10 protein-coding genes are annotated in these 13140 nt (G+C 61.3%); 1 reads left to right on the forward strand and 9 read right to left on the reverse strand.

Going from position 1 to position 13140, the window contains the following annotated elements; genetic code table 11:
* Window positions 1–57 precede the first annotated feature (57 nt).
* The 9 genes from GV818_RS11330 to GV818_RS11370 all read right to left on the reverse strand — a co-directional run bounded on the left by GV818_RS11330 (window position 58) and on the right by GV818_RS11370 (window position 12035).
* On the reverse strand, window positions 58–2439 hold the full coding sequence (locus GV818_RS11330; RefSeq protein WP_161776586.1) for a hypothetical protein: 2382 nt from the start codon (window positions 2437–2439) through the stop codon (window positions 58–60).
* A gap of 10 nt (window positions 2440–2449) precedes the next feature.
* Window positions 2450–3622 carry a hypothetical protein gene (locus GV818_RS11335; RefSeq protein WP_161776587.1) on the reverse strand — a complete coding sequence of 391 codons (1173 nt, stop codon included), beginning with the start codon at window positions 3620–3622 and terminating at the stop codon, window positions 2450–2452.
* Window positions 3601–5046, reverse strand: a complete 1446-nt coding sequence (locus GV818_RS11340) for an alkaline phosphatase family protein (RefSeq protein ID WP_161776655.1) — start codon at window positions 5044–5046, stop codon at window positions 3601–3603. Before GV818_RS11340 ends, GV818_RS11335 begins: the two co-directional genes overlap by 22 nt.
* Window positions 5036–6274, reverse strand: a complete 1239-nt coding sequence (eboE, locus tag GV818_RS11345; protein ID WP_161776588.1) for a metabolite traffic protein EboE — start codon at window positions 6272–6274, stop codon at window positions 5036–5038. Before eboE ends, GV818_RS11340 begins: the two co-directional genes overlap by 11 nt.
* Window positions 6271–7155: a TatD family hydrolase gene (locus GV818_RS11350; protein ID WP_161756606.1), complete on the reverse strand. Its 885-nt coding sequence runs from the start codon at window positions 7153–7155 to the stop codon at window positions 6271–6273. The genes eboE and GV818_RS11350 overlap by 4 nt, the downstream gene beginning before the upstream one ends.
* Before the next feature lie 56 nt (window positions 7156–7211).
* Window positions 7212–7979, reverse strand: coding sequence for an EboA domain-containing protein (locus tag GV818_RS11355; protein ID WP_161776589.1), 768 nt, complete (start codon window positions 7977–7979; stop codon window positions 7212–7214).
* Window positions 7976–8860: a UbiA family prenyltransferase gene (locus tag GV818_RS11360; protein ID WP_161776590.1), complete on the reverse strand. Its 885-nt coding sequence runs from the start codon at window positions 8858–8860 to the stop codon at window positions 7976–7978. The genes GV818_RS11355 and GV818_RS11360 overlap by 4 nt, the downstream gene beginning before the upstream one ends.
* On the reverse strand, window positions 8857–10740 hold the full coding sequence (locus tag GV818_RS11365; RefSeq protein ID WP_161776591.1) for a 3-dehydroquinate synthase: 1884 nt from the start codon (window positions 10738–10740) through the stop codon (window positions 8857–8859). The genes GV818_RS11360 and GV818_RS11365 overlap by 4 nt, the downstream gene beginning before the upstream one ends.
* 728 nt (window positions 10741–11468) lie before the next feature.
* Entirely contained in the window at window positions 11469–12035 is a 567-nt protein-coding gene (locus GV818_RS11370) for a cysteine hydrolase family protein (protein WP_161756602.1), read from the reverse strand.
* A gap of 158 nt (window positions 12036–12193) precedes the next feature.
* Here GV818_RS11370 and GV818_RS11375 point away from each other — a divergent pair, with 158 nt between their 5' ends.
* Window positions 12194–13135, forward strand: a complete 942-nt coding sequence (locus GV818_RS11375; protein ID WP_178124866.1) for a GlxA family transcriptional regulator — start codon at window positions 12194–12196, stop codon at window positions 13133–13135.
* Window positions 13136–13140 lie beyond the last annotated feature (5 nt).

Here is a 13140-nt window from a genome sequence, read left to right on the forward strand (position 1 = left end):
TTGAAAAACCGGGTGCCCTACAGGCCACCCGGAGCTCCTTTGCGTGACGTTGAGGGATCAGGTCTGCGGGTAGTCAGCCGGGTTCAGTGGCATTGGCGGATAGCCCTGTTTCACCAGGTCCCTGGCCCAGATCTCCAGTACGTTGCGCCGGCTCTGGGGCATGTCCCGGGTAATGGGCATCGCCAGGGTGCTTTCCTCCTGGTACGGCTTGCTGATCAGCCTGATCAACTGGTCCACTGCCCCTTCGATGCGCTGCAGCGAATTGAGCGGCATGAACTTGTTCATGATCGGGTAGAGGTAATAGAAGGGCTGCAAGATGCGCGGGAAGATGAATTCGTTCCAGATTCGCACGCCGGCATTCTTATCCTTGTAGATCTCGTTCCAGTAACTGATGAACTCCCCCTGCAGTAGCGGCTCCTGGGGCAGTACGCGTAACGGCGAGAGGAAGTCGGCGTAGGCGTCGAAGAAGCTGAAACTGAAGGGGATCGTCGGACGTTTGCCGTTTTCCTCGATAAAGAAACGCAGGGTCGGGAAACCAGGGGCCACGGCTTTGACCGTCAGTTGAGCGATGCCCTGGTCGTTGGTCTGGATACGCACCAAGCTGTAGTTCACCGTGTCGCTCAGGTTGTCGTTGAGGGTGCCGCTCATGGCGGTGGCGTTGCTGAACTGCAGGCAGGGTCGCAAGTTCACCGCGGCCGGGGTCTGCAGGTAATCCTGATAGTTCACCGGGATTCCCTGCTCCAGTTCCTGGACGCTGGCAGGTTTCAGGATCGCTTTGAGTTTGCGGCCACTGCCGATAGTCCGGAAACTGGCGACCGCCTCGCTGTCGATGAACTGTGGCAATGCGGCCTGGTTATCCTCGCGATGTGACGGAAAGTCATCGAAGAGTTTGAAGTTGGCCTGGTTGCTGAACGCCATGTAGTAGTTGCTGGTGGTCAGCATGAAGGCGTTGTCATATTCAGCGACCCACAGCCCGACACCGGCCTTCGCGGGCAGGCCATTTTCTTGCACCATGATGTTCAGGGTGCGGTTGTCGCCGACATCGATGAAGCTGCCGCTTTCGATGACCTCTGCGGTCCATTGCTGCTGGGTGGCGGCCGTTACGCTGGGGCTGGCCTGCAACTGCAACTCCAGGCGACCTTTTTGCAACAGGTTCTGGGCATCGGTGCTGAGAGGTAGATCCAGCAGCCCGGCACGCTTGTCGAAGGCCGCCTGCTGATACTGCTCGAAGCCGAAGCTGGCCACGGACTGGAAGGGACCATTGTTCTCCCTGACCCCCACTTGATAGCTGCCCGCGGTAAATTTCTCTGCCACCGGGATAGTCTTAACGCTGTCCGTGAGGGGATAAAACGGAAAGGTATTGCCCAGGTCCAGAGACAGCGTGCTGTCGTGGACTTCGGCGCTGATCACTCCCAGTGTCATGCTGGTTGGGGCTTTGGGGTTGATGTGAGGCTGGAGCGGAACCGGATTCGTGGCCACCAAGCGCCGGCCGGCCGGCGCCGTGGGAAACTCATCTTCGAACCACAAGCCCAAGGTGCCCGCGGTGCGGCTATAAGCGGGGTTGAAGAAGATATCGGCGACGTTGTCCAGGCCCTTCTGATACATCGCCTGCAGATCAGCCTGGCCACTCTGGGTGCGAGTGTCCACCTTGGGATAATTATTGAAGATCTGGTTCTTGTCGTAAAAGGTCAGGTAGGTGCTGAACCTGAACATCAGCCCCTTGGCGTTCTGCTTGATCATCTCCTGTCGCAGGGTCTGCAGCAGCTTTGAATCGCTCTCCACCCATTGCAGATTCTCTCTCGAGAAACAGGTCTGCCAGGTGGTGGTGACGTAGTTGAGGCCGCCAAAAGCTCCCCAATTGAAGTTGAGGAAGCGATCGAGCATGCGGTATTGCCGGTTCAGGGTCAGGCCGCAGTTTTCGTCCCCCAGCACCAGCTTGTCGAAGTACAAGGCGGTGAAGGTGTTTTGCCAGGGGCTGACATCGACAAAGCGTGCCGGAGTGGGTGCGCTACTGCCAAAGGGGTTGCCCAGCAGTTGGAAGTTCTTCCGGATCAGCGAGTCCTGGTCGATGTAGCTATTGGCCTGGAACTCGCCGCCGATGATTACCGAATGGGTGGTGTTGTAGTCGACCGTGCCACAGGCGTTGTCGCCGAACAGGTCCCACTCCGCGGGAATCATCGGATAGTGGGTGGGGTCGCCGTTACCTGGTACCTGGAGCACATAATCGGGGACGTTTGCATAAGCCAGTGGGGCGATGCTCCAGGGCATAAGCTCGGTGTTGGCGTTCTTGTCGTTGATGTCGTAGTAGGACAGGAACGGCCAGTTCATCTGCATCTTCACGGCGTCATACAGTGGATACACGTCGTTGTTGTTGGCTGTTGGCGGGTTCCAGAACATATGGCCGTTGAGGTAGATCCGGGGAAAGTTCAAGACGCTCATGGGCTGCTCCTTAGCGTTTCCACTGGGCGCGTTTGAGCGACCAGACGTAATCCAGTTTCTGATAACCGACAAAGTCGGAGGCCGGCAGCACGCTGGTGGGATAGACGATGCCGTCATTCTCGGGCAGGGCGAAATTGAAGAAGCTGTTCTGCTTCGAGTAGGCCGCGGTGTTGTGGCAGGCCAGGCACGATGAATGACTCTGGAACGCCGACTCCATTTGCGAGTTGGCCAGTAGTTTGGGTTGTGGCTGGTGCTGGTCGAATTGCACGCCGATCAGTTCGTACTGCCCCAGCGCCGGGTACTGCTGCTGGAAGCTGGCATTGACTGGTTGGGCCAATGGGGTGGGGCCGGTGATGTTGGTCATCGGCTTGGCCGGCATATCGTTGGTGACCGTGTATTTGCTGTTGTTGACGTTCTCGAAGGTGGTCCAGACCCAGTCCGGGGTCAGTTTGTTGATCACGTGCATGCCGCTGAGGGCGGCATAGCCGACCTGATACTGGCCTTTCTTGTCGACGTAGTAGGCCTGGGTGATGTAGTAGCCGTCCCGGCTCAGCGTGGTCTTGAACGCCTGGTCGAGGGCGATCCACAGCCAAGCGGTTTTCAACTCCCAGGCGGTGGCGGGGAAGTCCAGGTCGCTGGTCAGCGCGGCAATGCCGTTGCGGTTGTAAAGCTCTTTGTCGACGATGAGGTTGAAAGTGTCCTGGCCCATCATCAGGTGGAAGCGTACCGACTGGCCGCGTTGCGCCTCGGGCACCTGGTTGCCCATTTGCAGGACCAGGCCATCGACTTGCTGGGTGCCGTTGTCGGTGCTGCCATCGTTGTCGCTGCCCAGGTTCTGGAACGCACCCTTGGGGTCCATGCCCTGGCTTTGCGCCAGTTGCAGCACCCGGGCTGGCACTGGTTCGCGCTGGGCGTAGGGCAGGGGCGGCTGGCCCTCGCTCTGATAAACCTGCTCGGAAGGCTTGAAGGCTTCCCAGACCCGCTGTGTATTACCGGCGCTGACCGGCTGGTTGAGGCAGACGAACCAGTTCCAGGCCATGGTTTCTGGACTCTGCTTGAAGGTTGTCAGGGTGCCGGCCGGATTACCTGCGAAGTTGAGGAAGGTGCTGCAATCAAAGGTGCTCTGAGCTTGAGCGAAACCGCTCAACAGGCTGAGCACTGCTATAGGGATGGTTCGCCGCATGGAATCTCCTTGGCCTGAGCCGTGTCGTCATAGGGGCGCCCTAGGAAATGCTCTAGGAGCAGTTGCTTTACCGCAGTGGCCGGCAGGTACTCCGGCAGTGGTAAATCACAATCGGTGATCAGCAGGGGCCCGACCTGGTCGTTGCTCGGCAAGCGTCCATGGCTGCCGCGAATCAGTCGGGTGTCCAGGGGAATCAGGTCCATGTAGTAGCGAAAGCCGAGCTTTTTCTGTAGCAGGCGGCGTGCTACCCGTAGCTTGGGAAAGCGGATGGCCGGGTCGATGAACAATTCCAGCGGGTCGTAGCCCGGTTTACGGTGGATATCCACGGTGCGGGCGAAATCCGGGGCCAGGCGGTCGTCGAACCAGTAGTAGTAATCGAACCAGGAGCCCGGAGCGGCCACCGCCACCAATTCACCACTGCGCGGATGATCGAGCTGCCAGGCCCGCTGCTCGGTTTTATCCAGCACCTGCTCGATGCCGGGGTGGCGCTGCAACAGCGCCTTGACCCGGGCGACATCCGCAGGCTGGCGCACGTAAACGTGGGCGATCTGGTGGTCGGCCACGGCAAAGGCGGCGCTGGCGCCGGGGTCGAGCAACTCCCAGCTCAGGGAGCGGCGTACCTCAAGCAAGCCTTGTTCACGCAGTAGGCGGTTGATGGAAATGGACTGCTGTACCGGCTCGATGCCGTATTCGGAGAGCAGCATCACCGCCGCGCCTTGCTGCTCGGCAAAGTCCAGCAGGCGTCCGACTTCATGGTCGATGGCCTGCACTTCGTCACTGATGGACGGGTGCTCTGGCCCCAGGCGTTGCAGGCTGTAATCCAGGTGCGGCAGGTAGATCAGTTGCAGGTCGGGGCGAGTGATCTGGAATTCGGCAATGGCGCAGTCGACGATCCAGCGGCTGGAAGCGATCCCTGCCATGGGGCCCCAGAAGCTGGCAAAGGGGAATTCGCCGATCTGCTGTTCGATGCGTTCATGCAGGCCCGGCGGCGACGAATAGAGGCCGAACATCTTGCGCCCGTCGGCCGGGTAGTGCGGCCTCGGGGTAATGGCCGCGTCCACCTGGGCGTACATGTTGAACCACCAGAACAGCTGGCTGCAGCGCAGGCCGGGGATTTCCCGTTGCAGGGTCTGCCAGACCTTTTCACCCTGGATCAGCGCATTGGGCTGCAGCCAGAAACGCACTTCGGCCTGGTCACGAAAATACCAACCGTTGCCGACGATACCGTGCTCCGACGGCGGCAGCCCGGTGAGGATCGAGGCCTGTACAGTCGAGGTCACGGCGGGGAACACCGGTCGCAGCTTGGCCATTTTCGCGCGTCGCAGCAGGGCGTTGATCCGTGGTGTGGCCGGTCCCAACAAGCTCGGCGTGAGCCCAACCACGTTGATCAGCAGCAAGGGTTGGCGCAGGCGCTCAGTGGGCATGGGCATGCGCCTCCTGAGAGATGGACTGCGCACGCAGCAAATGCCGTTGGCGCAACTGGCCTTCGACCCATTGCAACTCCGCCGCTATGCCTTGCAGCAGGGCGTGCTGAGTGTCCGGGCGCAGGGCACCGGGCAAAACATTCCAGCTGTAGGTTTCCACCTCCAGTACCGGCTGGAAATGCGGATGCGCGGCCAGGAAGTCGAAGGTCTGCATCAGGGCCTGTTGACTGCCACTGAGCTCCGTCAGCAGGAACTGCTCGCTGAACAAGGGCACGTGGAAGTGAATCCGCAACTCAGGGCATTGCCCCTGCGTCGCCTCCACGGCTTGCAGTGCCGCTGGCAGATCGGCCCAGGCCAGCAATTGTCCCTCGATGTCCCGGGCTTTCACCTGATGCAGGTAGGTGGCTTCGGCGAAGTTGCCCAGGGCCTGCAGCACCTGCTCGCGGCGTTGACGGTCAGCGAACGGCAGGTGGCAGATCAGCGCGTTGGACAGTTGGATCTTGCCCACCGGTATGCGCGCCTGCAGCAGCCGTTGCAGCGACTGGTAGCAGTCCTCGAAGAGCACCGCCTGGTGGCAGACATCGAAGCACAGGGCGAGATAGCTGTGATGGGGATCGGTGGCTTGCCAGCGTTTGAAAAAGGCGATGGCCTGCTCTGTGTTTTCCAGCACGCAGTCCGGCTCCATCTCCAGGCACACCACGATTTTCTTGCCGCTGTGCCGATGCAGGCTGGCCAGCTCGGCGGTCAGTTGCCGCAAATGGTCTTCGGCCCGTTGCTGCTGCTCGTCGTCCCAGGTGGCGGCATAGCCGAGGGGCACGCTGGAAATCACCCCTTGATGGCAGTCCAGAGGCAAGGCGATGGCGAGGAACCTGGCCAGTTGCAGGCTGTATTCCAGGCGCTGCGGCTCGGCCCAGGTCGGCCGATAGACCTCGGCCTTCACGGCACCCTGATGAAACTGGCCGTAGGGAAAACCGTTGAGGGATGTCAAGCGCAACCCGCAGTCACGCAACTGGTCGAGGAATGCCGCACACACTTCTGGTTGCTGCAGTTCGGCGGCGGCCTGGGCGCTGATCCACAGGCCGCTGTCCTGCACCGCCAGCCCACGCTGACGGCGTACTTCCTGGAAGTGCTCCTGAATTGATAGCCGCAGGCCGGCCACGTCCCGGGCCGGGTGCACGTTGCTGCAGTAACCGATCTGCGCGGCGCTCCAGCCGGCCCGGGTGCTCATTTGACCACCGGGTCCTGGCCCCGCAGGGCGGAGTTTTCCTGCCATTGGCGGCGTTGGTCGATAGGCAGTGGGGTGCTCACCAGCTGTTTGTCCAACTGCCCGCTCTGGGCGAAAAAATCCACCGGGTTGTGGAACAGCACCTGTTCCACCTGGGCCTCGGTGAACCCGGCGGCGAGCATGGCCTGGCCGGTCTTGGGCACCTTGAGCGGATCGCTGATGCCCCAGTCGGCAGCGCTGTTGACCACCATCTTCTCGGTGCCGTACTCCTTGAGCAGGGCCACCATGCGCTGTTCCGACATCTTGGTATTGGGGTAGATGGAGTGCCCACGCCAGCAGTCGCTATCGAGTACCAGCGGCAGGGTCAGTTCGTTGAGGTGATCGATGATCACCAGGTGCTCGGCGATGGCCACTTCGCGGATCACTGCCAGGGTGCGCTTGGTGCCACCGATCTTGTCACGGTGCGGGGTGTGCACCAGCACCGGCAAGTTGAACTGTTTGGCCAGTTCCAGTTGCGCGGCGAGAAACCGGTCCTCCTCCGGCGTGATGTCGTCATAGCCGATTTCACCTACCGCCACCACGCCGTCCTTGACCAGGTAGCGCGGCAGGATCTCCAGTACTTCGTTGGCCACCGACAGGTCGTTGGCTTCCTTGGGATTGAGGCCAATGGTGCAGAAGTGATGGATGCCGAACATGCTGGCGCGAAAGCGCTCCCAGCCCAGCAGGGTGTCGAAATAGTCGATGAAGCTGCCGACGCTGGTGCGCGCCTGGCCCTGCCAGAAGGCTGGCTCGATCACCCCGGTGATCCCGGCGGCGGCCATGTTCTGGTAGTCGTCGGTGGTGCGGCTGACCATATGGATATGCGGGTCGAAGTACTTCGGCATGGTGAGTCCCTGATGTGGCGGTAGAAAAACAGTGATGAGGTCCGGCCTGAGGTGGTTCAGGTGTCGCTCGCAAGATGTTCGAGCCAGTGCGGTGGCAGTCGTCGCTGCTGGCACAGCCCGCGCAGACGCTGGCGCTGGGCCTGGCTCAAGAGTTCGAAGGCGATGGCCTGGGGCAGCCCGTCGGAGACGGCGCGTTCGGCGGCCAATTGTTCTTCCATCAGCTCCAGCGCCAGCTGGTTGAGGTCGACACTGCGACGCTGGGCCAGGCCGTTGATCCGGCGGCTGTCCAGGCCCATGCCCAAGCTCTTGAGCACTAACTGATGGAATGCCCGGTCGTGGTAATGCTGAGCGGGGAAGGGGTTGTCCAGGGCGATGGCCGCGAACACTTCGCGGTTGTTGGTGCGTCCTGCCTGGAGCGCGAGATCCAGATTGAGGCCGGTTGTATCCAGGTCATCCAGGACCTTGAGCAGCACGCTTTTCTCCTGATCGTCGCCCCAGAGAAACAGCTGGCGCAGCAGGCCCAGCTGATCGGCGCCAGCCTGCTGTTCGAGGAGTTGCGCCAAGAGCAGCGCACGAGCCAGTTGGGTGCGGGTCCAGCCTTGGCTATTGGGCACCGGTTCGTCGCCGAGGTGGCGCTTGCACTGACTGCTGAGCAGCACCAGGGTATTGGCCGACGGCTGCCGGGCCAATTGCTCAAGGGCCTCCAGCCACCAGTTGCGGCGGTTGTCGTCGAGTTGCCCATCGAGTAGCCGGCGCCGCTGGGCAAAGGCTTCATGGCGGATGGCTAGCGGGGGCGCGGTGGGGGAAATGACGTCCATGGTCATGTCGGCTTGATCCAGCGTTGAAGGTGGGGAAGCAGGAAAAACACCAGCACGCACAGCAGGCTGCCCAGGGGTTGATTGGCCAGGGCCAGTACCAGGGCATCGAACAGCGGCAGGGCGGCCAGGCCGGCACCGATGAAGGCGCGGATCTGCCGTTGTTGCGGGTTGGCCAGGTGGCGCCGGTAGTGCCAGCCCAACCAGCCGAGCCACAGCAACAGGACCAGCCAGAACACGCTGTTGTCGGCATAGGCTGCCAGGGCCAGGGGGCTGAGCATGAGCAGCAGCGGCAGGCGGCTGAGCAGTTGGTTGCGATGTTCCAGTCGGGCCAGATAGGTCAGGCCGGCGATGTAGGTACCCAGCAGCGCGGCGCACAGCCACAGGGGCTGCGGCGGCATGGCCAGGCTGGCGGCGGCGGTCAGGTACAGGGCCGAGCGGCAGCCGCCCATCAGCCAGACGCTGTGTGGGTAATTTTTGTGCAGCAGGTTGTAGGCCAGGATAAACAGTAGCAACAACCCGGCGCTGGCCAGCAGCCAGTGCGGCTGGGCGATCAAGTGACTGAGCCCCAGCACCGAGAGCATCGCCAGCAACAACAGTGCGGCGGTGGCTAGGCTCACCTGGGTGCGACTGACCAGGCCGAGGACAATCGGGCGCGGGTTGTGGTGCTGCTGGTCCCAGTCGGCATCCAGCAGGTCGTTGAGCAGCATGCCTGCCAGGTACAGCGCCGACAGCGCCACCAGCAACAAGGTCCAGACCAGCGGTGAGGGCGGCGCCAGGGTGGTGGCGCTGCTGGCCAGCAGTGCGGCGGCCAGGGCATTGGTCCACACCGTCGGCAGGTTGGTGACCCGTCCCAGGGTTAGCCAGGTGGTCAGTGAGGAATGGCTCATTGCGCACAGCCCTCGCTCCAGGCGAAGTCCGGTCCGCCGAAACTGGCCAGGCGCAGCAGTGCCTGCTCCATCAGCGACAGGTCAATGTGGTGCACATCGATGGACTGGCCCACGCGGTTGAGCATCGGAATCGACAGCTGCCCTCCAAGATGCTGGCGGAACTCTTCCAGCCCCAGCAGGACCAGGGAGCGTCCCTGGTTATCCTTCAAGCTCAGTTCCGCGGGGCAGAGGTTGAAGCCGAGTTTGTCCAGCAGTTGCAGCAGGCGCTGGGTTTCGGTGTTGGAGAGCAGGCCGATGGCGTTGGCATAGAGCGCATCCAAAGCCATGCCCACCGCCACCGCCTCGCCATGGCGCAAGCGATGCTGGCTGAGGTTTTCCAACTTGTGGGCGGCCCAGTGCCCGTAGTCCAGGGGCCGGCCGTTGCCTCGCTCGAAGGGGTCGCCGGCCCCGGTGATATGGCCCAGATGCAGCTCGGCGCAGCGCCGGATAGCGTAGCGGCTGGCGCCGTGTTCGAAGCTGGCCAGGGCCTCGGCCTGCTGCTCCATCCACAGGAAGAAAGCCGCGTCCTTGATCACCGCGACTTTCACCGCCTCGGCCAGGCCGGCTATCTGGTCCCGATGCGACAGGCTGAGCAGCAACTGGAAGTCATTGATCACCGCCGTAGCCGGGTAGAAGGCTCCCAGCAGGTTCTTCTGGCCGAAGGCGTTGATGCCGTTTTTCACCCCGATACCGGCATCGTTCTGGGCCAGTACCGTAGTCGGGATGCGGATCAGGCGCATGCCTCGGTGGAAAGTGGCGCAGGCGTAGCCCACGGCGTCCAGCACCGCACCGCCACCCACGGCCAGTACATAGCAATGGCGGTCCAGGCCATGCTCTAGCATGTGCGTATACAAGCGTTGGAGGACGGCCGGGGTTTTGCTCAACTCTCCCGCCGGTACCGCAATGGGTGCGGCTTGCAGGTGCAGGTCGGTGGCATGGGTGCTGAAATAGTCGCCGATCTGTTGCGGTAACTGTGGTGAGCACTGCAGCATTTGTTCATCGACAAACACCAGAACCGTGGTTCGTCCCTGGTGCTGCTGGGTGAGTTGTTGATGCAGGCAAGGATTGTCCGCCTGGAAGATGTGGTCGGTGAACAGCACCGGGTAGTGGTAGCTGACCTCGAAGCGGCCCTCCAGAGGGCGTGCCTGGTCGATCTCAGGCTGCGCGGTGCGGGTTCTCAGCAGGCTGCGGGCGCCCAGGAACAGCCCCGGCAGGACCATGCTGGCGAGAATGGTTGCCAGCAGGGCATCCTGTTCCACCAGTAAACTGCCGATGGCGGCGTAGGCCAGGGCCAGCCCGGCGTTGGCCAGGGTGGTGACCAGCAGGAACTGGCGCAATGGATAGCGCTGCATGCCGGCGGCCAGCACTGAGGTTTCTGCCAGCACCGGAACGCCACGCAGGCAAATCAGCGACAAGGTACTGAGGCGGTAGGCCATCTGCCCGGGTTGCCAGGTCCTGAGCCCCAGCCAACTGGACAGCAGGCGAAAGTAGCCAGCTCCCAGCCAATAGCCCAGGCAGGCCCCCAGGCACAGGCCGATGAAGATCACTAGATAGCCGCCGATCGCGCCCAGGGCCGCCACGGCCAGCAGGGCCACCAGGCTGGAGGGCACCGGCAACAGCACATCCAGCGCTAGCAAGGCCACCAGTAACAGGGCCAGGCTGGTACGTTGCAGTGGGTCGGTAGGAAGGAAACTGCCCAAGTGATGCAGCATCTGTTGGATCTGCTGTTCAAACAGCAGGAAGCTGGCGACCACCAGGGTCGAAAACAGCAATAACGAGAGCCAGTAGTTTTCAGCTGTACCTTTCAACGAGAAGGCACGAGGCAACGAGCTGCGCTTCATCAAGCGTCCCTCTTGATTGATATGACTAATTCCGTGTCAGTGTCAGCTGGTAAGGCAGGGATGGCGTTCGGTTATTGAATTCCTCAACTGTTCTTATTGGTTTTCTAGCGGCTGAAGAGCACTTCAGTGGCGAGTAGCTATCAACTTAGCCAAGGCCGAGGGTTTTGCAAGTAAGCCGAATAAGCTGGCGTGAGAGGTGTTTTTGTGGCGGGGTGAAAAAGTGCAGGAGGTGCGTACTCATTGCCTTGCAAGCACCCTTGTAGATTGGGTTGGTAGCGCCTGGGTTGGAGGCGTTAATGGCTAATGAATACGGAGGATTCAGGGGTTTTCTTGGATTCGCTATAGATGGTATGAGCTTTCGGTATATTAAATTTCAGTAACCATAGGAAGTAAGCGTGGGGATTGATAAGAGGCGAAGTTATGAGGTCGGGGGTGGATGTTCTTATATTTCAAATCAGAATTTTAAATAATAAATCTACCGTTGATGGCTATTAGTCAGCTATTGAGTGGGCGATTTGTTAACCCGCTCATTTATTTGCTCGCTTCAACAGAGTTGTTAGATCCGGGAAGTAGCTGGAGGCGTCGAGATTCAGTAATAAGAATCATTCGTGCGCTTGCTGGCTAAGTTGTTCTTTATCCAACCCTCAGCATTGTCAGTTTCATGTCGCAGGCAAGTTTCAGGCAGGTTGCCTGCACGTGTCAGGCAACCCATGGGTGCAGCCCTAGACTCAGATCGAAGTGGCTCGCTGCGCGGCGAGGAATTCCTCGCTGGACAGGACGCTGGCGTAGGCGAACGCCAGGGCCGCCATCACTGTGCTATGAACCTGTGCAGCCGGCACTCGCTGGCCATTGAACTCCAGGTCGAGGGTGGCACAGGCATCGTGGATCACCTTCACCGGGTAGCCCAGGTCAGCAGCGGCCCGGGCGGTGCCTTCCACGCACATGTGGCTCATGTTGCCGACGATCACCAGTTCATCGATGCCCTGTTGCTGGAGGATCGCCTGCAGTTCGGTTTCCCGGAACGAATTGACGAAGTGCTTGAGCACCACGGGTTCGTCGGCGCGATTCAGCACCTTGGAGTGCAAGCGAGCCCCCTCGGAGCCTGGGGTGAAGAAGGGGGCGCTGTCGGAGGTGAATTCGTGACGAATGTGCACCACGGGTTGCGCCTGTTGGCGAAAGGCCTGAATCAGCCTGGCGGCGTTGTCTGCCGCGGCATCGACCCCGACCAGCGGCCACTTGCCGTTGGCGAAGTAGTCATTCTGGATATCGATTACGATGAGCGCCTGTTTGGCCATGGTATTGCCTCCAAGGGAGTGGTTGACGTGGGGCTCAGTATCGTTATCCCAGGTCTCCTCGAGGATTGGCCGCATCGACATTAACAGGGGGAAAACTGACAGTGGGCATTCAAGGCACCGTCGCCGAACTGGGCGTACTGCTGTATCCCGGGGTACAGATGGCCGCGGTACATGGTCTGACTGACCTGTTCGAAGTGGCCAATCGTGTTGCCAGTGAACAGCCTCTGGCGCAGTTGCCGCGGTTACGCGTCAGCCATTGGCAGGCGTCCGGCGAGCAAGCCCCGGCGCGAATCTATGACAGTCTGGCAGACGCCTCCGAGGGCTTGCTGGCGGTGGTGATCCCGCCGTCACTGGCCGGTTTCTCCAGCAGTCAGTCATCCACCGCCCTGATGAATTGGTTGCGCCAGCAACATGCGGCCGGCGCCACCCTGGGCGGTGTCTGCGTGGGCTCGATCCTGTTGGCCGAAAGCGGCCTGCTTGATGGCCGCAGTGCTACCACCCATTGGACCTCTGCGAAGGCCTTCGCCGCGCGTTATCCACAGGTGCGGCTTGCGGCCGATCAACCCATCGTCGATGACGGTGACCTGATCACCACGGCCGGGCTGATGGCGTGGGCCGAGTTGGGCCTGCGCCTGGTGGACCGCTTGCTGGGGCCGAGCATCGCCAGTGCCACCGCACGTTTTCTGGTGATGGAACACAGCGACAGCGCCAGCCAGTGCGGCAGCAACTTCGCCCCGATCCTCAATCACGGCGATGGTGCGATTCTCAAGCTGCAGCACTGGCTGCAGGCCAATGGCGCAGTGGATGTATCACTGCCGGTGATGGCGCAACAGGCGGGGCTTGAAGAGCGCACCCTGTTGCGGCGTTTTCGCGCAGCCACTGGCCTCAAGCCAACCCAGTACTGCCAGCACCTGCGGGTGGGCAAGGCTCGGGAAATGCTCGAATTCACCAACGGCACCATCGATCACATTGCCTGGACGGTGGGTTACCAGGACCCGGCGACCTTTCGCAGCCTGTTCAAGAAAATCACCGGCCTGGTCCCCAGTGAATACCGCAACCGTTTCGGCGTTTCTCCGGCGGCTGCCAGCCGGGCGCAGTAGTCCCG

This window comes from Pseudomonas sp. Fl4BN1, from assembly GCF_009908285.1.
In the GTDB taxonomy this organism is placed as follows: Bacteria; Pseudomonadota; Gammaproteobacteria; order Pseudomonadales; family Pseudomonadaceae; genus Aquipseudomonas.

Bases quoted from the DNA above. Each gene is read 5' to 3' on its own strand.
- GV818_RS11370 (WP_161756602.1), bottom strand. From the start codon at position 12,035: ATGGCCAAACAGGCGCTCATCGTAATCGATATCCAGAATGACTACTTC.
- GV818_RS11360 (WP_161776590.1), bottom strand. From the start codon at position 8,860: ATGAGCCATTCCTCACTGACCACCTGGCTAACCCTGGGACGGGTCACC.
- GV818_RS11350 (WP_161756606.1), bottom strand. From the start codon at position 7,155: ATGCCGAAGTACTTCGACCCGCATATCCATATGGTCAGCCGCACCACC.
- GV818_RS11365 (WP_161776591.1), bottom strand. From the start codon at position 10,740: ATGAAGCGCAGCTCGTTGCCTCGTGCCTTCTCGTTGAAAGGTACAGCT.
- GV818_RS11340 (WP_161776655.1), bottom strand. From the start codon at position 5,046: ATGCCCACTGAGCGCCTGCGCCAACCCTTGCTGCTGATCAACGTGGTT.
- GV818_RS11330 (WP_161776586.1), bottom strand. From the start codon at position 2,439: ATGAGCGTCTTGAACTTTCCCCGGATCTACCTCAACGGCCATATGTTC.
- eboE (WP_161776588.1), bottom strand. From the start codon at position 6,274: ATGAGCACCCGGGCCGGCTGGAGCGCCGCGCAGATCGGTTACTGCAGC.
- GV818_RS11355 (WP_161776589.1), bottom strand. From the start codon at position 7,979: ATGACCATGGACGTCATTTCCCCCACCGCGCCCCCGCTAGCCATCCGC.
- GV818_RS11375 (WP_178124866.1), top strand. From the start codon at position 12,194: ATGGCCGCGGTACATGGTCTGACTGACCTGTTCGAAGTGGCCAATCGT.
- GV818_RS11335 (WP_161776587.1), bottom strand. From the start codon at position 3,622: ATGCGGCGAACCATCCCTATAGCAGTGCTCAGCCTGTTGAGCGGTTTC.